General features: G+C 57.3%; 22 protein-coding genes. 9 read left to right on the top strand and 13 right to left on the bottom strand.

The annotated features are described in order from the left end of the window. Positions 1–140: 140 nt before the first annotated feature. Positions 141–359, bottom strand: coding sequence for a bacterioferritin-associated ferredoxin (locus tag AABM55_RS23450; RefSeq protein ID WP_019693359.1), 219 nt, complete (start codon positions 357–359; stop codon positions 141–143). 315 nt (positions 360–674) lie between these two features. Between AABM55_RS23450 and AABM55_RS23445 the strand changes: the two genes are divergently transcribed. Beyond that, positions 675–1,277: a peroxiredoxin gene (locus AABM55_RS23445; protein ID WP_019693358.1), complete on the top strand. Its 603-nt coding sequence runs from the start codon at positions 675–677 to the stop codon at positions 1,275–1,277. Positions 1,278–1,351: 74 nt separating this feature from the next. Here AABM55_RS23445 and rnt read toward each other — a convergent pair whose 3' ends face one another. Then, positions 1,352–2,026: a ribonuclease T gene (gene rnt / locus AABM55_RS23440; RefSeq protein WP_054593807.1), complete on the bottom strand. Its 675-nt coding sequence runs from the start codon at positions 2,024–2,026 to the stop codon at positions 1,352–1,354. Next, complete coding sequence (pyrC, locus tag AABM55_RS23435; RefSeq protein ID WP_054593806.1) at positions 2,023–3,069, bottom strand: dihydroorotase; 1,047 nt, start codon at positions 3,067–3,069, stop codon at positions 2,023–2,025. Before pyrC ends, rnt begins: the two co-directional genes overlap by 4 nt. A gap of 156 nt (positions 3,070–3,225) precedes the next feature. Here pyrC and AABM55_RS23430 point away from each other — a divergent pair, with 156 nt between their 5' ends. Next, entirely contained in the window at positions 3,226–4,134 is a 909-nt protein-coding gene (locus AABM55_RS23430) for an OmpA family protein (RefSeq protein WP_054593805.1), read from the top strand. 129 nt (positions 4,135–4,263) lie between these two features. After that, the gene (locus AABM55_RS23425) at positions 4,264–5,481 is read left to right on the top strand and encodes an argininosuccinate synthase (RefSeq protein ID WP_019693354.1); all 1,218 of its coding nucleotides are present in this window, start codon (positions 4,264–4,266) and stop codon (positions 5,479–5,481) included. Positions 5,482–5,649: 168 nt separating this feature from the next. On the opposite strand, the gene AABM55_RS23420 is transcribed toward AABM55_RS23425, so the two are convergent. After that, entirely contained in the window at positions 5,650–6,342 is a 693-nt protein-coding gene (locus tag AABM55_RS23420; protein ID WP_347927892.1) for a hypothetical protein, read from the bottom strand. Between the two features lie 481 nt (positions 6,343–6,823). Between AABM55_RS23420 and AABM55_RS23415 the strand changes: the two genes are divergently transcribed. Next, a complete protein-coding gene (locus AABM55_RS23415) occupies positions 6,824–7,450 on the top strand; it encodes a response regulator transcription factor (protein ID WP_054593803.1) in 627 nt (208 codons plus the stop codon). Between the two features lie 189 nt (positions 7,451–7,639). Here the strand turns inward: AABM55_RS23415 and AABM55_RS23410 are convergent, their stop codons facing one another. From AABM55_RS23410 to metG, 8 genes are all read right to left on the bottom strand, one after another. After that, on the bottom strand, positions 7,640–7,819 hold the full coding sequence (locus AABM55_RS23410) for a PA3496 family putative envelope integrity protein (RefSeq protein ID WP_019693351.1): 180 nt from the start codon (positions 7,817–7,819) through the stop codon (positions 7,640–7,642). A gap of 107 nt (positions 7,820–7,926) precedes the next feature. Continuing rightward, the gene (gene nth, locus AABM55_RS23405; protein ID WP_054593802.1) at positions 7,927–8,565 is read right to left on the bottom strand and encodes an endonuclease III; all 639 of its coding nucleotides are present in this window, start codon (positions 8,563–8,565) and stop codon (positions 7,927–7,929) included. A gap of 25 nt (positions 8,566–8,590) precedes the next feature. Beyond that, complete coding sequence (locus AABM55_RS23400; protein WP_054593801.1) at positions 8,591–9,181, bottom strand: Rnf-Nqr domain containing protein; 591 nt, start codon at positions 9,179–9,181, stop codon at positions 8,591–8,593. Then, complete coding sequence (locus AABM55_RS23395; RefSeq protein ID WP_347927891.1) at positions 9,178–9,783, bottom strand: RnfABCDGE type electron transport complex subunit G; 606 nt, start codon at positions 9,781–9,783, stop codon at positions 9,178–9,180. The genes AABM55_RS23400 and AABM55_RS23395 overlap by 4 nt, the downstream gene beginning before the upstream one ends. Then, entirely contained in the window at positions 9,780–10,778 is a 999-nt protein-coding gene (locus AABM55_RS23390; RefSeq protein WP_347927890.1) for an RnfABCDGE type electron transport complex subunit D, read from the bottom strand. The genes AABM55_RS23395 and AABM55_RS23390 overlap by 4 nt, the downstream gene beginning before the upstream one ends. After that, positions 10,765–11,979 (bottom strand): electron transport complex subunit RsxB, encoded by a 1,215-nt coding sequence (gene rsxB, locus AABM55_RS23385; protein WP_054593798.1) that lies wholly within the window; start codon positions 11,977–11,979, stop codon positions 10,765–10,767. Before rsxB ends, AABM55_RS23390 begins: the two co-directional genes overlap by 14 nt. After that, a complete protein-coding gene (locus tag AABM55_RS23380; protein WP_347927889.1) occupies positions 11,976–12,563 on the bottom strand; it encodes an Rnf-Nqr domain containing protein in 588 nt (195 codons plus the stop codon). Before AABM55_RS23380 ends, rsxB begins: the two co-directional genes overlap by 4 nt. A 120-nt stretch (positions 12,564–12,683) precedes the next feature. Further along, a complete protein-coding gene (gene metG, locus AABM55_RS23375) occupies positions 12,684–14,735 on the bottom strand; it encodes a methionine--tRNA ligase (RefSeq protein ID WP_054593796.1) in 2,052 nt (683 codons plus the stop codon). Positions 14,736–15,027: 292 nt separating this feature from the next. On the opposite strand from metG, the gene apbC reads away from it, so the two are divergent. Beyond that, complete coding sequence (apbC, locus tag AABM55_RS23370; protein ID WP_103315088.1) at positions 15,028–16,122, top strand: iron-sulfur cluster carrier protein ApbC; 1,095 nt, start codon at positions 15,028–15,030, stop codon at positions 16,120–16,122. A 188-nt stretch (positions 16,123–16,310) separates the two neighbouring features. Here the strand turns inward: apbC and AABM55_RS23365 are convergent, their stop codons facing one another. Further along, complete coding sequence (locus tag AABM55_RS23365; RefSeq protein ID WP_103315087.1) at positions 16,311–17,069, bottom strand: SDR family oxidoreductase; 759 nt, start codon at positions 17,067–17,069, stop codon at positions 16,311–16,313. A 166-nt stretch (positions 17,070–17,235) separates the two neighbouring features. On the opposite strand from AABM55_RS23365, the gene AABM55_RS23360 reads away from it, so the two are divergent. From AABM55_RS23360 to groL, 4 genes are all read left to right on the top strand, one after another. Next, the gene (locus AABM55_RS23360; protein WP_054593793.1) at positions 17,236–17,967 is read left to right on the top strand and encodes a HugZ family protein; all 732 of its coding nucleotides are present in this window, start codon (positions 17,236–17,238) and stop codon (positions 17,965–17,967) included. 66 nt (positions 17,968–18,033) lie between these two features. After that, entirely contained in the window at positions 18,034–18,510 is a 477-nt protein-coding gene (locus AABM55_RS23355; RefSeq protein ID WP_054593792.1) for an FxsA family protein, read from the top strand. 246 nt (positions 18,511–18,756) lie between these two features. After that, positions 18,757–19,050 (top strand): co-chaperone GroES, encoded by a 294-nt coding sequence (locus tag AABM55_RS23350; protein ID WP_008032125.1) that lies wholly within the window; start codon positions 18,757–18,759, stop codon positions 19,048–19,050. A gap of 49 nt (positions 19,051–19,099) precedes the next feature. Beyond that, positions 19,100–20,743, top strand: a complete 1,644-nt coding sequence (gene groL / locus AABM55_RS23345; RefSeq protein WP_054593791.1) for a chaperonin GroEL — start codon at positions 19,100–19,102, stop codon at positions 20,741–20,743. The last annotated feature ends 147 nt before the right edge of the window (positions 20,744–20,890 follow it).

Raw genomic sequence — 20,890 nt, 5'->3', positions numbered from 1 at the left:
AGTGTCAAACCTAAGTTATTGAATACTATATGAAAATTAATCGGAATAAGAATGTTTGTGTTCCGCATCCTAGCGCTAAGCGATTGAATTACAGGCATAAAAAAACCGGACGCTAAGTCCGGTTCTTTCAAATGTTCTATTTACGCTGCCGAAAATTCTACAGGGTAGGGGATCGCCGCCTGGCTTAATTGCAACTCGGCCAGGGTTTCGCGCACCACTTGTTTGGCAAGGCAGGCGCATTTTCCACATTGGCCGGCAACGCCGGTAGCTTGGCGTACCTCGCGGTAGCTGCAGCAACCTTCATAGATCGCATCGCGGATTTTTCCGTCGGTGACACCAGTGCAAAGGCAGACATACATAAATTGAGAACCGTCGTGGGTTATGGCTCGGTTGCGATGGATCTTAATGTTAACGAGAATGATTGTCAAAGTGGTTTCGGCACGCTTTGCGCCAGAACAGCGACAGCCTGACGAACGGCATAATGCGCCCGGGACAGTGTCATCAAGCCTGCGCCGAGGTTTTTGATGTCGTTGTAAAAAGCGCTAAGGACAGGCGAAAAACGCGGTGTATGATGTGCGGTCTTTGCGAAGGGCACTCGAGTCATGAACCTGTCGTTTATTGGCGACAGACTGGTTCGATGCCGTTCTTCACGCCACCACACCAGGAGATATCCAATGAGCGTACTCGTAGGCAAACAAGCCCCTGACTTCACCGTACCGGCCGTACTCGGCAATGGCGAAATCGTTGACAGCTTCACTCTGTCCTCGGCCATCAAAGGCAAATACGGCCTGGTGTTCTTCTACCCACTGGACTTCACCTTCGTCTGCCCGTCCGAGCTGATCGCTCTGGACCACCGCATGGCTGACTTCAAGGCTCGCAACGTTGAAGTGATCGCTGTTTCGATCGACTCGCACTTCACTCACAACGCCTGGCGCAACACCCCGATCAATGCCGGCGGCATCGGTCAGGTTCAGTACATCATGGCTGCTGACATGAAGCACGACATCGCCAAGGCCTACGACGTTGAGTCCGAAGGCGGCGTGGCTTTCCGTGGCGCATTCCTGATCGACGACAAAGGTGTTGTTCGCTCGCAGATCGTCAACGACCTGCCACTGGGCCGTAACATGGAAGAGCTGATTCGCCTGGTCGACGCCCTGCAATTCCACGAAGAGCACGGCGAAGTTTGCCCGGCCAACTGGAAAAAAGGCGACAAGGGCATGACTGCTTCGCCAGAAGGCGTTGCGGCTTACCTGACCGAGAACGCTGGCAAGCTGTAAGCCACGCGTCAGGCATAAAAAAACCGGCCGCTGAGGCCGGTTTTTTTATGGGCGGGATAAATCCTGCGACTGAATCAGTCGTTGAAATCTTCCCAGCCGCCCATTTGTTTCCAGCGATTGACGATGCCGCAGAACAGCTCGGCAGTCTTCTCGGTGTCGTAGCGAGCCGAGTGGGCCTCGCGACCGTCGAAGTCGATATCGGCAGCCTGGCACGCCTTGGCCAGGACCGTTTGACCATACGCCAGACCGGCCAGTGTCGCGGTGTCGAAGCTGGAGAACGGGTGAAACGGATTGCGCTTCATGTCCAGGCGCGCAACGGCGGCATTGAGGAAGCCCAGGTCAAAGCTGCTGTTATGGCCGACCAGGATCGCCCGTTTGCAGCCGTTGGCTTTCAGCGCTTTGCGTATGCCACGGAAGATGTCGGTCAGTGCCGCTTCTTCACTCACGGCCATGCGCAGTGGGTGATCGAGCTTGATCCCGGTGAACTCCAGCGCCGCGGCTTCGATGTTGGCGCCTTCGAACGGTTCTACACGGAAGAAATAGGTGTGATCGGGGTACACAAAACCTTTTTCGTCCATGCTGATGGTCGTGGCGGCAATTTCCAGCAAGGCGTCAGTGGCACAGTTGAAACCACCGGTTTCAACGTCGACGACAACGGGCAAGTATCCACGGAACCTGGCTGCCATCGGGTGACGTGAACCACCTCCGCCTGAACTTTCCTGTTCGTCGTCGAAATGGTCTTCACTCACGCGTGTTCCTCCAGCAGGCGCCAGCGCAGTTTTTCACCGGCGCGCAGCGGGATGACAGTCAGCTCGCCGAACGGCAGGCTGGTTGGGGCGGTCCATTCTTCGCGGACCAGGGTAATGCGGTCGGTGTTCGCCGGCAGGCCGTAGAAGCGCGGGCCGTTGAGGCTGGCGAAGGCTTCGAGCTTGTCCAGCGCATTGCGCTGTTCAAAGGCTTCGGCGTACATCTCGATCGCGGCATAAGCGGTGTAGCAACCGGCACAGCCACACGCGGCTTCTTTGGCGTGTTGGGCATGCGGAGCCGAGTCCGTGCCCAGGAAGAACTTCTCGCTGCCGCTGGTAGCGGCGTCAAGCAGGGCGACCTGATGCGTATTGCGCTTGAGAATCGGCAAGCAATAGAAGTGCGGACGAATCCCGCCCACCAGCATGTGGTTGCGGTTATACAGCAGGTGGTGAGCGGTGATGGTCGCGCCAACGTTGGCCGAAGCCTCGTTGACGAACTGCACGGCATCGCTGGTGGTGATGTGTTCGAACACCACTTTGAGCGTTGGGAAACGCTCCACGACCCGACGCATGTGCTCGTCGATGAAGATTTTTTCGCGGTCGAAGACATCGACGTCGCCGCGGGTGATTTCACCGTGAATCAACAAGGGCATCCCGACCTCGGCCATGGCCTCGATCGCGGGGAAGATCTTGTCGATGCTGGTAACACCGGAGTCCGAGTTGGTGGTCGCGCCAGCCGGATACAGCTTGGCGGCGTGAACGAAACCGCTGGCCTTGGCCTCGCGAATTTCATCGGGTGTAGTCCGGTCGGTCAGGTAGAGCACCATCAGCGGTTCGAAACGGCTGCCGGCCGGGCGCGCAGCGAGAATGCGCTGGCGATAGGCGTCGGCTTCAGCGGCGTTACGCACCGGTGGTACCAGGTTAGGCATGATGATCGCGCGACCAAAGGTGCGCGCGACATCCGCGACAGTATTGGGCAACACAGCACCATCGCGAAGATGAATATGCCAGTCGTCGGGACGCAGCAGGGTCAGGCGGTCGGACATTGGGGATTCCAGGCGGGTCAAACTCAAGGGAATGCTACCGGAAAAGACTCATCCAGGCACTCGCTATCAAGTTTTGCAGCAAGCTTCCGATATGACAAAGGTATGCCGTAATTATATGTATCGGTCTTTTTGTTGTAGAAGCCAGTGGAGCCTCCCGTGCGCCAGCGTTATTTAGCCTTGCTCAGCGTGTTTGCCAGCCTTCCTGCGATGGCGCTCACTTTCCAGACGCGTCTGGAGAGCATCGAGTGGACGGTCGAAGGCGACAAGTTCGAATGTCGCCTGAGCCAGCCGATTACCGATTTCGGTTCGGGCGAGTTCGTGCGGCGCGCAGGCGAGCAGGCCACCTTTCGTCTGAAGGCCTACAACCCGATGATCAGCGGCGGCTCGGCGACGTTGCTGGCCGCCGCTGCTCCTTGGCAGCCGGGGCGCGGCGATATCAATCTGGGGGCGGTCAAGGTTGGCAGCGGTGATGTGCTGTTCAACAGCTCGCAACTCCAGGCCGGACGCCTTATCGGCGGTTTGATGGACGGTCGCAGTCCGCTGATTCGCCATTATTCGCGCGATGGCGGTGTGTCGGAAGTCCGTTTGTTACCGGTCAGCTTCAGCAAGGCCTACGCCGATTATCAGGCGTGTGTCGCCAAGTTGCTGCCGATGAATTACGAGCAGGTTAAGCAGGCTGAGGTTGGTTTTCCGGGCGGTGGTATCGATCTGGACGCGCAGGCCAAGGCCAAGCTGCAGGTTATGCTGAACTTCATGAAGGCCGACCCGACGGTCAATCACATCGAACTCGACGGCCATTCCGATAACAGCGGCAATCGCCTGACCAACCGTGATCTGTCTCGGCGCAGGGCGTTGGCGGTGATGGACTTCTTCAAGGCCAATGGCATTCAGGAATCACAGATCACGATGCGTTTTCACGGCGAACGCTATCCGTTGGCCCCTAACACCAACACCGCCAATCGGGCCAGGAATCGCCGGGTCAACGTTCATCTTGAGCGCGTTGCACCCACCGATAAACCGGCTCCGCAAGTCAGCTCGGCAAGCAGTGCCGCGACGACCTCCTGAACCGGCTGAAATCGTCGCCCGCTCGACATAATCTGTCGCTTCGTCATCATAAGCTGTCGCGCCTCTGTAATTTATCCGCTCGCAGCGGTAGACTTCTCGGCTTTCCGTAGAACCCCGTGGAGTGATGGCATGGCGGACGTAAACAAGGTCGTTCTGGCGTATTCCGGCGGCCTGGACACTTCGGTGATCCTCAAGTGGCTGCAGGATACTTATAACTGTGAAGTGGTGACCTTTACCGCTGACCTGGGTCAGGGTGAAGAGGTCGAGCCGGCCCGCGCCAAGGCACAAGCCATGGGCGTAAAAGAAATCTACATCGACGATCTGCGCGAAGAATTCGTGCGTGATTTCGTTTTCCCGATGTTCCGTGCCAACACCGTTTACGAAGGCGAGTACCTGCTGGGTACTTCCATCGCTCGTCCGTTGATCGCCAAACGCCTGATCGAAATCGCCAACGAAACCGGCGCTGACGCCATTTCCCATGGCGCGACCGGCAAGGGCAACGACCAGGTTCGTTTTGAACTGGGTGCCTATGCACTCAAGCCTGGCGTGAAAGTGATCGCCCCTTGGCGCGAGTGGGACCTGCTGTCCCGCGAGAAGCTGATGGATTATGCGGCGAAGCACGCGATCCCGATCGAACGTCACGGCAAGAAAAAATCCCCGTACTCGATGGACGCCAACCTGCTGCACATCTCCTATGAAGGCGGCGTGCTGGAAGATACCTGGACCGAGCACGAAGAAGATATGTGGCGCTGGACCGTCTCCCCGGAGAACGCTCCTGACAAGCCGCAGTACCTGGAACTGACTTACCGCAACGGCGACATCGTTGCACTGGACGGCGTCGAAATGACTCCGGCTACCGTGCTGGCGACCCTGAACCGTATCGGTGGCGAGCACGGCATCGGCCGTCTGGACATCGTCGAGAACCGTTACGTCGGCATGAAGTCCCGTGGTTGCTACGAAACCCCAGGCGGCACCATCATGCTGCGTGCTCACCGGGCGATCGAGTCGATCACTCTGGACCGTGAAGTGGCTCACCTCAAAGACGAGCTGATGCCTAAATATGCCAGCCTGATCTACACCGGTTACTGGTGGAGCCCTGAGCGTCTGATGCTGCAACAGATGATCGATGCTTCCCAGGCGCATGTGAACGGTGTGGTTCGCCTGAAGCTGTACAAAGGCAACGTGATCGTTACCGGTCGCAAGTCTGACGAATCGTTGTTCGACGCCAACATTGCTACCTTCGAAGAAGATGGCGGCGCTTACAACCAGGCTGATGCAGCCGGCTTCATCAAGCTGAACGCTCTGCGTATGCGCATTGCCGCAAACAAAGGCCGCAAGCTGTTCTGATGTTGTTGGCGTGATCAACGATTGTGGCCCCGTTTGTAACGGGGCCACAATGTGATCGAAGCATTCGTGTGTGGTTTGTCTCCTGAATCTGCGTCACCAGGTCCTGGTTGTTAACTTCCTGGATTGTCTGTACCCCCCCCTTCTGTTCTGTCTGTGTCTGTGTCTGTGTCAGTGCTGGCTGACGACGGTCACTGCCAAAGTACTCAAGTTATAACTCATGTAAAAAGACTCTTTGGGCTTCAGGGATCTTGCACCTGATTTTTTGAGTGCTCTTTCGTTAATCAAATGTTCCGACTCACCGCTTGTCAGGAAGACGATCACTTCACGGTCATGATGTTTCCTTGAATAGAGCGCGTTCATCAAACTGCCGACATCTTTCTTTTTGCGAATCCATCGTGCATCAATGATCTGCATGCCATGTATCGACGCCGGTAAAGACACTGGCTGTTGGGTTGTAAGGTTCGTGATGAAGGTTATATAGGCGGGTGGAGCGGGCGTGCTCGGAAGCAGATAGTCGGGTTTATGTCCTTTGATTGAATTGGGTTGATTCTCCTCTTCAGCGGGGTCGTTAAGAGCGGTGTTTCTGTTTTTTTCTGGTCGAGCAGCATCGTCGATGACTTTTACAAACTGTTTGCTCTTTTGAAAATCAGAAGGTGCATACAGTGATTTGTAGTTAAAGTTGAGTGTGATAAAAAATAAAAAGAGCAGGTAAAAGGGGAAGCTGATCAGAAACCAGATGTACGTCTGGCGCTCCTCGTTGTCGAGAAAGGGCAACGATACGGCTGCCGAAGTTTCGGAGAGCGTCGCAAATATCGCAATTATGGTCATCGGGTTGGATATTTTTTTTTGAATTTTTGTCATTTTTATTACTCGTTAAATAGTGATCTATAGTGATTCCTTGTGGGTGAAAATGTTAAGTGGTCGTGGTGGTTCGGTATTGATTTATTAGTTTTTGTAAAGGGTTTATGGATCGGTCTGCTTTGCAGTTTTATCACTATTTTTAACGGATCAATAGCCTTGTTTTAACGTGATTCATGTAAGCGGGTGAAAGCGGGTTGTTTTTTGATAATAGACGTATGTTTAATTAATGGCCGGGATAGAGTGTGTATTGTCAGCTGGTTTCTTAGATGTCCACAGAAAAAATACCGGTGACCAGAGAGGTGGGCGCCTCGAATAAACTTTAAGCGACATTGTTTTTTATGAAATCCTGTAGGGGGAATCCCTGTTGTTTGTAGGGATTGTCTCTCGGTGTAGGTGGTTGGGGTGGGCAGCATCCCAAGGTCGAAACGACTACGCTATTGTGCGGGCTCTAAAAATTCGAACAGCGAAATTGGACTTGCCCATGAATAAAGTGCTGATCGTGGATGATCACCCCGTCATTCGTCTTGCTGTACGTATGCTAATGGAACGTCATGGCTATGAAGTCATTGCCGAAACGGACAATGGTGTCGATGCCTTGCAACTTGCCCGTGAACAGATGCCGGATATCGTGATACTGGATATCGGTATTCCGAAACTGGATGGCCTGGAAGTTATTGCACGCTTGACCTCGACCACCATGCCTTTGAAAGTGCTGGTCTTGACGTCGCAGGCCCCCGGTCACTTTTCAATGCGTTGCATGCAGGCAGGGGCAGCCGGGTATGTCTGCAAACAGCAGGACCTCACCGAGTTGCTCAGTGCAATCAAGGCTGTATTGTCAGGATATAGCTACTTTCCGAATCAGGCGTTGCACTCGGTTCGCTCAAGTTTGGGGAACGCGAGTGAAGCCGACATGGTGGATCGTCTGTCAGGAAGGGAGATGATGGTTTTACAACAGTTGGCCCGAGGAAAGACCAACAAGGAAATTGCCGATGGAATGTTCCTCAGCAACAAAACCGTGAGTACTTACAAAACGCGTCTGCTATTGAAGCTCAATGCCCGCTCGCTGGTAGACCTTATCGAGCTTGCGCAGCGTAATGGTCTGGTTTGAATCTCTCCGGGCGAGTAGTGCTTTGTGCATGGAAAGCGTCTGAAGGTAAGCGGAGTCTGATCGGATTTTGAGTCGCCGGATGGCTTGCCCTGATGTCTCCGCCGCGCCGGACTCATTGATGAATCAGAGAGCATTGCCCAGCGGTTGAGGGAGTGCTGAAAAGCCTCCATTTCGGGAGGCTTTCAGGTGTTAAAGGTCAAAGTCGTAATCGGCCAGTTGCTTTTGCAAGCGGCGCTCCTCCAGGAGATTATCGATGGTGCGACGTTTGCTCAGGTTGGTCTTTGCTACCTCTACCACAGGCTCGGCATCATCGGCCTCAACAGAGATGAAGTCGTCTTCTGTGTCCAGTTGTTCTTTGCCAGTGCTCATAAGGTTAACTCCAGGCTAAGAATGCCATTGGCGCTTCTTATATCGACATTCTCCCGGCGGGTAAAAAAGATTTTTTCAATCGGTAAATCAATAAATCTAATAGAACCTCAATCGTCGGAGGTCTTTTGCTTGTATTCGCACAGGTCTTCGATACGGCAGCTGCCACAACGGGGCTTGCGAGCCAGGCAAACGTAGCGTCCGTGGAGGATCAGCCAGTGATGGGAGTCGAGCAGATACTCCTTGGGAACAAACTTCATCAGTTTTTTTTCCACCTCGACGACATTCTTGCCTGGCGCTAACCCTGTGCGGTTGCTGACCCGGAAAATGTGCGTGTCGACGGCCATGGTCAGCTGGCGAAAAGCCGTATTGAGCACCACGTTCGCGGTCTTTCTACCGACCCCGGGCAGCGCTTCCAGCTCCTCACGGGTTTGCGGTACTTCGCCGCCATGAAGCTCTACCAGCATTCGGCAGGTTTCTATGACGTTTTTTGCCTTGCTGTTGTACAGGCCGATGGTCTTGATGTACTCGGACAATCCTTCTACACCCAGCGCATACATCGCTGCCGGAGTATTGGCCACCGGAAACAGCTTGGCGGTGGCCTTGTTGACGCCTACGTCCGTGGACTGCGCGGAAAGGATCACGGCGATCAGCAATTCGAAGGGCGACGAGTAGGCCAGTTCGGTTTTCGGTTCCGGATTGTCTTCGTGAAGCCGACGGAAAATTTCCAGGCGTTTTGCAGCATTCATGGGCAGAGCAGTTCCTTGAAGGCGGTCAGTGTGAGGTCGAGGCGCCGGGCCAGGCTTGTTTGGCGGCTATGAGCAGTCCCAGCAGGATAAATCCGCCGGGGGCGAGGATGGCCAGTCGTATGCCGCCATCAGCGGCAAACAGCCAGCCTTGCCCGCTGGAATCAATAATTCCGCTCAACCAGGACACATGGCTGGCGAATGACCCATTGCCAAGGGCTTCTCGCAACACGCCCAGTACAACCATCAGCCCAAAAAACAGGCTGGACAGGCGAGTCCGGTCGATCATGCTCGCCTGGGTAAAAAAGCCGCTGTACTCCAGCACAATGCACTGCAGGGCAATCAGTCCGGCATACATTCCCAGTTGCTGATGCAGTTCAAAGGCCCAGGCCTGTAATGCCAATGTTGCCAGGCTGGTCAATGTGGCGGCGAGTGCAATGCAGGTGATCAACTGCATGGACGGGACGATTCGCGGCCGCAATACACTCATCTTCAGGCCGTAAACACCAATGACCAGCAGCGATAACAGCGACAGACCCAAGGCTTTTACCAAGGAGTCACTGGCGCCGATCAACGGGGTCAATATCAGCGAGTTCTGCAGCATCGAGGACTGGTTCATTGTCCGCTCCCGATCAGTTGTGGCTGATGCTCGTCGAAATAGCGTAACGCATCATGGATCGCGCTGATCACCGCCCTGGAAGTGACGGTTGCGCCGATCAACTGGTCGAATTGCCCCTGATCTTTTTTCAGCGCCCAGCCACTGTCACCAGGGTCGTTGCGCGACTTGCCGAAAAAGCCCTGAAGCCAGGGATTGGGCTGGTCGGCGATTCTCCCGCCCAGCCCTGGTGTTTCCGATTGCTTGAGGGTTTTGACTCCCAGCAACTTGCCGTTGATGTCGATCACGATCAGCAGTTCGATCGCATTTTCGTAACCCGTCACCTGGCTGCGTAATATCACTGCACTGGGTTTTCCGCCTGCTGTGGCCAGGTAACCGCCCAGTAAGGTGCTGTTGCTCAGCGCGATATCCTTGAACGCGAGTCGCTGGTCCAAAGGCTGATTGTCGTAGCTGCCGACTGGCAGCATGTCGAACAGCTTGCGGCTTTCGATCAAGCGCTGTTCAGCCGATATCTGCGGCGCGGTGGCGTGTTGCAGGAAAAATGTAGCGCCTGCGCCCAATCCGGCCACGACCACCAGCATCAGCACACTGAAATTCCGCTTCATGGTGTACGAGGCTCTGGTTGTGCAGCAGCGAGGCGTTCCAGGGCCGGTACGCAGAGATTCATCAGCAGCACCGCAAAGGCCACCCCGTCGGGATAGCCGCCCCAGGTTCGAATCAGGTAGGTCAGCAGGCCGACGCCCGCGCCGAACATCAGGCGGGCTTTTGGACTTTTCGCTCCCGATACCGGTTCGGTCACGATAAAGAATGCCCCGAGCATGCTCGCACCCGTCAGCAAGTGAAAGAGTGGGGAGCCGTGGGAGTCCGAACCTGAGCCGTTCCAGCACAACAGGCTGATGACGAACAGACTGCCGAGCATGCCGACCGGCGCATGCCAGCTGAACACCCGCTGCTGTAACAGGAACGCGCCGCCGGCGAGGAAAGCCAGATTCACCCATTCGATACCTTTACCACCCATGTGGCCAAACGCCGGGTTGCCGGCGAAGAGTTCGTCCATGGTCAGGCTTTTGTTGATTCGCAGGCTATCCAGCGCCGTGGCCGTCACCCAGGCGTCGGGCTGCTCGGCACCGCTGAAATTGAAACCGAAAATCTGTTGCAGGCCGGCGAGCAGATTCATCCCGTGGGACGTCGGCCAGTGGGTCATCTGTCGCGGGAAACACACCAGTACCAGCGCAAAACCGAGCATGGCCGGATTGAACGGGTTTTTGCCAACGCCACCATAAAGGTGCTTGCCGAAAAACATCGCGAATACCGCAGCGCTGACCGTCAACCACCATGGACAGTAAGGTGGTAACGCCAGTGCCAGCAAGGTAGCGCTGACCAACGCGCTGCCGTCGCTTAGCGCAGGCTTGAGCGGGTACTTGCGCAAGCGCAACACCAGCGCTTCAACGGCTAACGCGCTGCCGCAGGCCAGCAGCAGATTGATCAGAACACCCCAGCCAGATAACCAGAACAACACCAGCATGCCCGGCACGGTGGCCAGTAACACCCGTTTCATCGCCTGTTGCAGGCGATCATCGACCGGTTCAAGGGGCGACATAGGCGTTTACCTGGCGCTCGGCTTCGCAGAGCCGTTCGCGGGCCTTGGCCAGGAGCTCCGCCGGTGTATCAGGACCCCGCTCGAGCTTGCTGACATCGGCGCGGGCATAAGCCAGCTCGGTTTTCAGTTGCCGCAGTTGAGCGTCGATGGGACGTTTTTCGACGCGTACCAGGTCGGGTGCCGGTTTTTCGCTGGCTCCCTCGGCAGCGTGCAGCGCCTGCTCCGCTTGAGCGAGGGCCGCGCTGAGCGCTTCCAGTTGCTCGGCCGGTGCTTCGCTGGCCTGGGCTTTTTTCAGCTCGGCGCGACGCATCGCCAGCTGGATTTTCGCGCGTTTGAGTTCGGCATCGTTGGCCGGCGCCGTCGGTTGCACAGGTGCTGACGGGACTGTGCTTTCGAGCTGCGTCAGAGCTTGCTCGGCGGCTTCGAATTGCTGCTGCAAAATGATCAGCTGCGACTGCTGTTCGAAGGTCGGAGGATGCCCAAAAGCTTTCAGCGATTTGTTCAGTTGCGCGCGGCTCATCGCCACATCGATCTTGGCTTTTTTCAGCGCGGCATCGGCGGCTGCGGCTTTTTGGGCCTGAACCCGGGCAATGGCGTCCTGCAGCGGGGTATTGCTGGCATCGCTGTGTTGAGCGGCTTTTTGCGCGCGGGCCAGTCGTTCAGCGTGCTTTTGCTCTTCCTCACGACGCAGGCGTGCATTGCGCTGTTCGAAGCGCTGCCTTGCGTGATCGCGTTTGGCGTTGCGTGCTTGCAGTTCTTCGGGCGTGAACGCCAGACCACCGATAATCGGCAGCACCTGGGTCGAGGGTAAAGGATGCATTTCGATGCAATCCACCGGGCAGGGTGCTACGCACAGATCGCAACCAGTGCATTCGTCGATCAGCACCGTGTGCATCAGTTTTGCTGCGCCGACAATTGCGTCTATCGGGCAGGCCTGAATGCACTTGGTGCAGCCGATGCATTCGGCTTCACGGATAAATGCAATTTGCGCCGGTGCCGAGCCACGGCTGGTGTCCAGTTCCAACACCGGGATTTTCAGCAGTTCGGCCAACGCTGAAATGGTCTCGTTGCCGCCCGGTGGGCACTTGTTGATTGCCTCGCCATTGGCGATGCCTTCAGCGTAGGGCTTGCATCCGGGGTGGCCGCATTTGCCGCATTGGGTCTGCGGCAGGAGTGCGTCGATACGTTGAATCAGACTCATGTTTTGATCAGTCCGCTGAAGCCGAGAAATGCCACTGCGATCAGTCCGGCGCTGATCAGGTCGATCGGCAGGCCACGAAAGGGCAGGGGCACATCGTTATTGAGAATGCGCTGGCGCAGGTCGCTGAACAGACTCAGCACCAGCCAGAAACCCAGCCCGGCGCCAAGACATAGCGCTACGTGATAGCCAAAGCCTTTGTCACTCTGCATGCCGAACAGGCTCAGCCCCAGCACGCCAGCGTTGCCCAGCAATAACGGCCACAAGCCGTTGAACGGTAACTGCGGCAGGGCACGCGTCAGCAGATTCAGCAGCGGGGTAATCAGCAGTACGCTCAAGGGCAAAAACACAAACAGGTACAAGGACGTCAGCCCGAGCAGTATCAGCAACCAGTAATAGGCCGCGTAACCCAGAACGCCGCTGAGCAACATCAGGCAGGTGGTTGCAATGCCCAGGGCATGAACCTGACGACGTTCGATGGCAGGCTCACGCGTCGATTGCATCAACGGATCGACACCCAGCGGCCAGTGCACGATGAAGTTATTGATCAGGGCGGTGCTGATGAGCGTGAGCAGAATGTCGGTCATGGGCGTGCCGGGTTGAGCGAACGGGCCTGTGCATAAAGATTAGGCATTATCCGGCAAGCAGATATGAAAATCCCACCGCCGCGAGTCAACGCGACGGTGGGATCGGTTCAGTCAGGCAACTTACTTGATGCGCTGACCCGGCTTGGCGCCGCTGTCCGGGCTCAACAGGTAGATTTCTTCGCCGCCAGGGCCTGCCGCCATGACCATGCCTTCGGAGATCCCGAAACGCATTTTGCGTGGCTTGAGGTTGGCGATCATCATCGTCAGACGACCTTCAAGCTTGGCCGGGTCTGGATATGCGCTCTTGATGCCGGAGAACACGTTGCGTTGCTCGTCACCGATATCCAGGGTCAGGCGCAGCAGCTTGTCCGCGCCTTCCACGGCTTCGGCCTTGAGGATCAGCGCCACCCGCAGGTCAACCGCGGCAAAGGTATCGAACTCGATCTCTGGCGACAGCGGATCCTTGGCCAGTTCGCCATTCCCTTGTGGGGCGGCATCGCCGGTGTCGGTCTGGCTGGCGGCCAGGTCTTCTTTCGAAGCGTCGGTCATGGCTTGCACCTTGACTGGGTCGATACGGGTCATCAGCGGTTTGAACTCGTTCAGTTGATGGTTGCTGAGCAGGGTCGCGTGATCGTTCCAGGTCAGCGGTGCGACGTTGAGGAACGCCTCGGCGTCGGCGGCGAGCAACGGCAGCACAGGCTTGAGGAAGATCACCAGTTGGCGGAACAGGTTGACGCCCAGGGCGCAGATCGCCTGGACTTCGTCTTGCTTGCCTTCCTGCTTGTTCAGCGACCATGGCGCCTTGTCGGCGATCCAGGCGTTGGCGCGGTCGGCCAGGCCCATGATTTCGCGCATGGCACGGGCGAAGTCGCGAGCCTCATAGGCCTCGGCGATGCTCGGCGCGGCGGCCAGGAACGCGTCGGTCAGTTCTGGCGCGGCATTACCGGCCACCAGCACACCGGCGTTGCCTTTGTGGATGAAGCCGGCGCAGCGGCTGGCGATGTTGACGACTTTGCCGACCAGGTCGGAGTTGACCTTCTGCACGAAGTCTTCGAGGTTCAGGTCCAGGTCGTCGACGCCACGGCCGAGTTTGGAGGCGTAGTAGTAACGCAGGTATTCCGGCGACAGGTGGTCCAGGTAGGTCCGGGCCTTGATGAAGGTGCCGCGGGACTTGGACATTTTCTGGCCATTGACGGTCAGGTAGCCGTGTACGTTGATACCGGTCGGCTTGCGGTAGCCCGCGCCTTCGAGCATGGCTGGCCAGAACAGCGCGTGGAAATTGACGATGTCCTTGCCGATGAAGTGGTACAGCTCGGCGGTGGAGTCCTTGGCCCAGTACGCGTCGAAGTCCAGTTCAGGACGACGTGCGCAGAGGTTCTTGAAGCTCGCCATGTAGCCGATTGGCGCGTCGAGCCAGACATAGAAGTACTTGCCTGGCTCGTCGGGGATTTCGAAACCGAAATACGGCGCATCGCGGGAGATATCCCACTGTTGCAGGCCGACATCCAGCCATTCGGCGATCTTGTTCGCGACTGCGTCTTGCAGGGTGCCGCTGCGGGTCCATTCCTGCAGCATCTGCTGGAAGTCCGGCAGCTTGAAGAAGAAGTGTTGGGAATCCTTGAGCACCGGTGTGGCGCCCGAGATCGCCGACTTCGGATCTTTCAGGTCGGTCGGCGCGTAAGTGGCACCGCACTTTTCGCAGTTGTCGCCGTACTGGTCTTCAGTGCCGCACTTCGGGCAGGTGCCCTTGATGAAGCGGTCGGCCAGGAACATTTTCTTTTCCGGGTCGAAATACTGGGTGATCGAGCGCGTGGCGATGTGCCCGGCGTCACGCAGCTTCAGGTAGATCTGGCTCGACAGCTCACGGTTTTCTTCAGCGTGAGTGGAGTGGAAGTTGTCGAAGTCCACCAGGAACTCGGCAAAGTCGGCGCTGTGTTCAGCCTGGACGTTGGCGATCAGTTGTTCCGGGGTGATGCCTTCTTTTTCTGCGCGCAGCATGATGGCCGAACCGTGGGCGTCGTCCGCGCAGACATACGTGCATTGATTGCCGCGATGCTTCTGGAAGCGCACCCACATATCGGTCTGGATGTACTCAAGCATATGGCCAAGGTGGATTGAACCATTGGCATAGGGCAGGGCGCTGGTGACGAGGATCTTGCGTGGCTCGGACATGGGGCTCGGCTACTTGATGAAACGGAGGTCGGCCACTATAAAGCGCCGGCGCATATTTTTCACCCTTCAGGCCTGTTTCCCGATGCGTCGCTGCGAATATCTGTGGCGAGGGAGCTTGCTCCCGCTGGGTGGCGAAGCCGCCCCATATAAGGCGACGCCGAGCGGACAGCATCGCCGCGTCAATAAAATTACGGCTGCTGCGCACCCGAGCGGGAGCAAGCTCCCTCGCCACAAATGAGTGTCCGGCGTAGGATACCCGTCTGATTTTCCAGCCTTGTTATCGGAGTTGCCCATGAGCGCCGTCAATCGCGCAGCGGTGGAAGCCGTCCTTCGTCAGTACACCGACCCTTACTTGAACCAGGATCCGGTCAGCGCCGGTTGCCTGCGCAGCATCGACATTCAGGGCGACCGCGTCAGCGTTCAGCTGGAACTGGGCTACGCCGCCGGCCTGTTCAAGAGTGGCTGGGCGCAAATGCTGCAAATGGCGATCGAAGGACTGGAGGGCGTGACCTCGGCCAAAGTCGACATCAGCACCGTGATTGCCGCGCACAAGGCGCAGGCGCAGATCCCGGGTTTGGCCAACGTCAAGAACGTGGTCGCGGTGGCGTCCGGCAAGGGCGGCGTGGGCAAATCCACCACCGCCGCCAACCTTGCGCTGGCGCTGGCCCGCGAAGGCGCCAAGGTCGGGATCCTCGATGCCGATATCTACGGCCCGAGCCAGGGCATCATGTTCGGCATCCCGGAAGGCACCCGACCGAAGATCAAGGACCAGAAGTGGTTCGTGCCGATCGAGTCGCATGGCGTTGAAGTCATGTCCATGGCGTTTTTGACCGACGACAACACGCCGATGGTCTGGCGTGGCCCGATGGTCTCCGGCGCCTTGCTGCAACTGGTGACACAGACCGCCTGGAGCGATCTGGATTATCTGGTGATCGACATGCCGCCGGGTACCGGTGACATTCAGTTGACCCTGGCGCAAAAAGTCCCGGTGGCGGGGGCGGTGATCGTCACCACGCCGCAGGATCTGGCATTGCTGGACGCCCGCAAAGGCGTGGAGATGTTCCGCAAGGTCAACATTCCAGTGCTCGGCGTGGTGGAAAACATGGCTGTGCACATCTGCTCCAACTGCGGTCATGCCGAGCACCTGTTCGGTGAAGGCGGCGGCGAGAAGCTGGCCAGCCAATATGGCGTCGAACTGCTGGCATCGCTGCCGCTGTCGATGTTGATCCGTGAGCAGGCTGACGGCGGCAAGCCAACAGTGATTGCCGAGCCGGACAGCCAGATCGCCATGGTCTACCAGGAACTGGCCCGTCATGTCGGTGCGCGGATTGTCTTGCAGGAAGCCGCCACGCCAGCGATGCCGAACATCACCGTCAGTGACGATTGATTGGGTAAATGGAGGACCTGCTTTTGTGGCGAGGGGGCTTGCCCCCGTTGGGTGGCGAAGCCACCCCAATACTGGTCGGCGTTCTCTCCCTGTAAAAGCGCGTCAACCGGTTTACGACTGCTTCGCAGCCGAACGGGGCGGTGCGGCGTTCCGACAAGCCCCCTCGCCACAGGGTTTTGTGCTGAACTTTAAATCCGCAAACCGCCATCCATTTCCAGGATCCGGCCGGTGTAGTAGTCGTTCTCGAAGATGTACGCCGCCGAATGGGCGATCTCTTCGGGCTTGCCCATGCGTTTGAGCGGAATCCCGGAGGTCATTTTCTCCAGCGCTTCAGGCTTCATGCTCAGGGTCATTTCGGTTTCGATGAAGCCCGGCGCAATACCGGCCACGCGAATGCCATAGCGCGCGAGTTCCTTGGCCCAGGTCACGGTGGCCGCAGCAACCCCGGCCTTGGCGGCGGAGTAGTTGGTCTGGCCGACGTTGCCGGCGCGGGAAATCGAGGAGATGTTGACGATCGCGCCGCCGGTCTTCAGCTCGATCATTTTCGCCGCCACTTCACGGGTGCAGAGGAACACGCCGGTCAGGTTGACGTCGATCACGGCCTGCCACTGGGCCAGGCTCATTTTGGTCATTTCGCCATCCTTGACCTTGATCAGCAGGCCATCGCGCAGAATCCCGGCGTTGTTGATCAGGCCATGGATCGCGCCGAAGTCTTCGGCAACCTGGGCGACCATGTGCGTCACCTGTTCTTCATTGGCAACGTTGCACAGATAAGCGCGAGCTTCGACACCGGCGGCTTTGCAGGCGGCGACGGCCTGGTCTAGCTTTTCCTGGTTGAGATCGACCAGTGCCAGTTTTGCGCCCTTGGCGGCGAAATACTCGGCCATCGAACGGCCTAAACCCTGGCAACCGCCGGTGATAATGATTACTTTGTCAGTGAGTTTCATTCGCATGCCCCAAATGGCAGGTCAGAGTGGTTTCCTTTTAGAGAGCCTCTCGATCTGCACCTGATGTGGCCTGGCTGCACATGAGAACTGCCCCGATGGCGTTGCTGGAACTTTGTCCCAGGAGCCTGTCCGTTTTTTTGACGGATTCTATATAGGGAGTCATAAATTGAGCGTTGAAGCTGCCAAGCATGCCCGAGAATTGTTGCTCAAGGAATACCGCGGAGTGCTCTCGACGCACTCCAAGGCAATGCCCGGTTTCCCGTTCGGCTCAGTGGTTCCTTATTGCCTGGACGAGCAGGGCCGGCCGCTGATCCTGATCAGCCGGATCGCCCAGCACACCCACAATCTGCAAAAAGACCCCAAATGTTCATTGCTGGTGGGTGAGCGGGAGGCTGAAGACGTACAGGCCGTTGGTCGCCTGACCTACCTGGCCGAAGCGGAAAAAATTCAGGATCAGGCCGCCATCGATGCCGCCGCCGAGCGTTATTACCGCTATTTCCCGGATTCGCAGAATTATCACAAGGCGCATGATTTCGACTTCTGGGTACTCAAACCGATACGGCATCGCTACATCGGCGGTTTCGGTGCGATTCACTGGGTCGACCAATTGACCCTGGCCAACCCATTCGCCGGCAAGGCCGAAGCGAGCATGATCGAACACATGAACGCCGACCACGCCAAGGCCATCGCCCATTACGTCGAGCTGGCCGGCCTGCCGAAAACCGCACCCGCTCAGTTGGCGGGCATCGACGCCGAAGGCATGCACCTGCGCATTGGCCAGGGGCTGTACTGGTTACCGTTCCCGGAAGTGTGTAATACGCCGACACAAGTACGCGAAGCCTTGGTTTTATTGGCTCACGCCGAGCAATGGCCGAAAAATGCGACAGCCGACGCTTGAAATCACGAAACGGCGACGTCATCTACGTTCTACTTGCAAGGCATTCTTGCGTTGAGGAACCATTTGATGCGCCCTTTTTTGTTGCTCTTTCTGCTGTTCCCGGTGTTGGAGCTGTTCGTATTCGTCAAGGTCAGCGCGGCCATCGGGTTTTTCCCGGCGCTGCTGCTGATCATTCTCGGCTCGATGTTCGGTGTGTTCGTGCTGCGCATCGCCGGCCTGGCTACCGCATTGCGTGCTCGTGAAAGCCTGAACCGCGGCGAGTTGCCAGCGCAGACCATGCTTGAAGGCCTGATGCTCGCCTTGGGCGGCGGTCTGTTGATCCTGCCAGGTTTCGTCAGCAGCGTGATCGGTCTGATCATGATCTTGCCGATCACCCGTCGGTTGCTGGCCAACGCGATGCGCAAGCGCGCCGAGGAGCAGGCAATTCGTCAGCGTGCCTTTGCCGATGATCTGCAACCGCGTGGCGGCCCGGCTCCGCGTCAACCGTTGGGCCGTGAACCGAACGTGATCGAGGGCGAGTTCGAGCACCGCGACTCCAAATAACTGTTTCATTGACACGGCACCTTCGGGTGCCGTGTTCGTTTCTGTGGTCGGTGCCGTAAAAAAATTCACTGCCCAGCCCTTGTAATAAGCTTATGCGCCCTTATGTAACGGTCACCGCAAGGTTTCTGGTGAAGATCACCAGACAGACTTCCGCGGTTCGCTTGACGAGCCGCAACCGGCAACGCCGGAATTTAACCCGCCGGGATTACACCGGCCGCTGAAAACCACAATTAGGAGAGATCGACAATGAAGCTTCGTCCTCTGCATGACCGCGTCGTCATCCGTCGCAGCGAAGAAGAAAAGAAAACCGCTGGCGGTATCGTTCTGCCAGGTTCGGCTGCCGAAAAAGCCAACAGCGGTGAAGTCCTCGCTGTAGGTACCGGCCGCGTGCTGGACAACGGTGAAGTGCGTGCGCTGGCCGTGAAAGTGGGTGACAAGGTTGTGTTCGGCCCGTACTCCGGCAGCAACACTGTGAAAGTCGACGGTGAAGACCTGCTGGTAATGGCTGAGAACGAGATTCTCGCTGTTATCGAAGGCTGATTTGCGCTCAATTTCCCGCTACTACAAAAGTATTTAAGGAATATCGATCATGGCTGCTAAAGAAGTTAAATTCGGCGATTCCGCCCGTAAGAAAATGCTCGCCGGTGTCAACGTCCTGGCTGACGCAGTAAAAGCGACCCTGGGCCCTAAAGGCCGTAACGTGATCATCGAGAAGAGCTTCGGCGCTCCGACCATCACCAAGGACGGCGTTTCCGTAGCCAAAGAAATCGAACTCAAAGACCGTTTCGAAAACATGGGCGCGCAGCTGGTCAAAGACGTTGCCTCCCGTGCCAACGATGACGCAGGCGACGGCACCACCACCGCGACCGTTCTGGCTCAGTCGATCGTCAACGAAGGCCTGAAAGCCGTCGCTGCCGGCATGAACCCGATGGACCTGAAACGCGGTATCGACAAAGCGACCATCGCTATCGTCAAAGAGCTCAAAGCCCTGTCCAAGCCATGCGCTGACACCAAGGCAATCGCTCAGGTCGGCACCATCTCGGCCAACTCCGACAGCTCCATCGGCGACATCATTGCCGAAGCCATGGAAAAAGTCGGTAAAGAAGGCGTGATCACCGTTGAAGAAGGCTCGGGCCTGGAAAACGAACTGTCGGTTGTAGAAGGCATGCAGTTCGACCGTGGCTACCTGTCCCCGTACTTCGTCAACAAGCCAGAGACCATGACTGCCGAACTGGACGGTCCGCTGATCCTGCTGGTCGACAAAAAGATCTCGAACATCCGCGAAATGCTGCCAGTACTGGAAGCCGTTGCCAAAGCCGGCCGTCCTCTGCTGATCGTTGCCGAAGACGTTGAAGGCGAAGCCCTGGCGACTCTGGTTGTGAACAACATGCGCGGCATCGTTAAAGTGGCTGCCGTCAAAGCCCCAGGCTTCGGCGACCGTCGCAAGGCCATGCTGCAGGACATCGCTGTTCTGACTGGCGGTACCGTTATCTCCGAAGAGATCGGCCTGAGCCTGGAAAGCACTACCCTGGAACACCTGGGTAATGCCAAGCGCGTGATCCTGTCCAAAGAAAACACCACCATCATCGACGGTGCTGGCGTTGAGGCTGACATCCAGGCTCGCGTTGTGCAGATCCGTCAACAAGTGGCTGACACTTCGTCAGACTACGACCGTGAAAAACTGCAAGAGCGTCTGGCCAAGCTGTCCGGCGGCGTTGCAGTGATCAAGGTTGGCGCTGGTTCCGAAGTTGAAATGAAAGAGAAGAAAGCCCGCGTTGAAGACGCCCTGCACGCTACCCGTGCAGCCGTTGAAGAAGGCGTGGTACCTGGCGGTGGCGTGGCACTGGTTCGCGCTCTGCAAGCGATCTCCGAGCTGAAAGGCGACAACGATGACCAGAACGTCGGCATCCAGTTGCTGCGTCGCGCTGTTGAAGCGCCACTGCGCCAGATCGTTGCCAACTCCGGCGACGAGCCAAGCGTTGTAGTCGACAAGGTCAAGCAGGGCAAGGGTAACTACGGTTACAACGCTGCTACCGGCGAATACGGCGACATGATCGAAATGGGTATCCTGGACCCGGCTAAAGTGACTCGTTCGGCTCTGCAAGCGGCTTCGTCGATTGCCAGCCTGATGATCACCACCGAAGCCATGATCGCCGAGATCAAGGAAGACGCACCAGCTGGCGGCGGCATGCCAGACATGGGCGGTATGGGCGGCATGGGCGGCATGATGTAAGCCAGCCTTACCCTGTACGAAAAAACCCCGCTGGCGTAAAGCCTGCGGGGTTTTTTTATGGCTGTAACATATCGGCAGGGGTCTGCAGTACCTTCCCTGACAGGGTTTGGATCAACAGATCTATCCCTGAGCCACTCTTGGCCTTAA

The organism is Pseudomonas helvetica (genome assembly GCF_039908645.1).
GTDB lineage: Bacteria > Pseudomonadota > Gammaproteobacteria > Pseudomonadales > Pseudomonadaceae > Aquipseudomonas > Aquipseudomonas helvetica.
The sequence above is the reverse complement of the archived record's forward strand: the minus strand, read 5'-3'. Positions and strand labels throughout refer to the sequence as shown.

Bases quoted from the DNA above. Each gene is read 5' to 3' on its own strand.
- apbC (WP_103315088.1), top strand. From the start codon at position 15,028: ATGAGCGCCGTCAATCGCGCAGCGGTGGAAGCCGTCCTTCGTCAGTAC.
- metG (WP_054593796.1), bottom strand. From the start codon at position 14,735: ATGTCCGAGCCACGCAAGATCCTCGTCACCAGCGCCCTGCCCTATGCC.
- AABM55_RS23425 (WP_019693354.1), top strand. From the start codon at position 4,264: ATGGCGGACGTAAACAAGGTCGTTCTGGCGTATTCCGGCGGCCTGGAC.
- AABM55_RS23410 (WP_019693351.1), bottom strand. From the start codon at position 7,819: ATGAGCACTGGCAAAGAACAACTGGACACAGAAGACGACTTCATCTCT.
- AABM55_RS23445 (WP_019693358.1), top strand. From the start codon at position 675: ATGAGCGTACTCGTAGGCAAACAAGCCCCTGACTTCACCGTACCGGCC.
- AABM55_RS23420 (WP_347927892.1), bottom strand. From the start codon at position 6,342: ATGACAAAAATTCAAAAAAAAATATCCAACCCGATGACCATAATTGCG.
- AABM55_RS23350 (WP_008032125.1), top strand. From the start codon at position 18,757: ATGAAGCTTCGTCCTCTGCATGACCGCGTCGTCATCCGTCGCAGCGAA.
- nth (WP_054593802.1), bottom strand. From the start codon at position 8,565: ATGAATGCTGCAAAACGCCTGGAAATTTTCCGTCGGCTTCACGAAGAC.
- AABM55_RS23450 (WP_019693359.1), bottom strand. From the start codon at position 359: ATGTATGTCTGCCTTTGCACTGGTGTCACCGACGGAAAAATCCGCGAT.
- rsxB (WP_054593798.1), bottom strand. From the start codon at position 11,979: ATGAGTCTGATTCAACGTATCGACGCACTCCTGCCGCAGACCCAATGC.
- groL (WP_054593791.1), top strand. From the start codon at position 19,100: ATGGCTGCTAAAGAAGTTAAATTCGGCGATTCCGCCCGTAAGAAAATG.
- AABM55_RS23400 (WP_054593801.1), bottom strand. From the start codon at position 9,181: ATGAACCAGTCCTCGATGCTGCAGAACTCGCTGATATTGACCCCGTTG.
- AABM55_RS23395 (WP_347927891.1), bottom strand. From the start codon at position 9,783: ATGAAGCGGAATTTCAGTGTGCTGATGCTGGTGGTCGTGGCCGGATTG.
- AABM55_RS23390 (WP_347927890.1), bottom strand. From the start codon at position 10,778: ATGTCGCCCCTTGAACCGGTCGATGATCGCCTGCAACAGGCGATGAAA.
- AABM55_RS23380 (WP_347927889.1), bottom strand. From the start codon at position 12,563: ATGACCGACATTCTGCTCACGCTCATCAGCACCGCCCTGATCAATAAC.
- AABM55_RS23365 (WP_103315087.1), bottom strand. From the start codon at position 17,069: ATGAAACTCACTGACAAAGTAATCATTATCACCGGCGGTTGCCAGGGT.
- AABM55_RS23355 (WP_054593792.1), top strand. From the start codon at position 18,034: ATGCGCCCTTTTTTGTTGCTCTTTCTGCTGTTCCCGGTGTTGGAGCTG.
- pyrC (WP_054593806.1), bottom strand. From the start codon at position 3,069: ATGTCCGACCGCCTGACCCTGCTGCGTCCCGACGACTGGCATATTCAT.
- AABM55_RS23415 (WP_054593803.1), top strand. From the start codon at position 6,824: ATGAATAAAGTGCTGATCGTGGATGATCACCCCGTCATTCGTCTTGCT.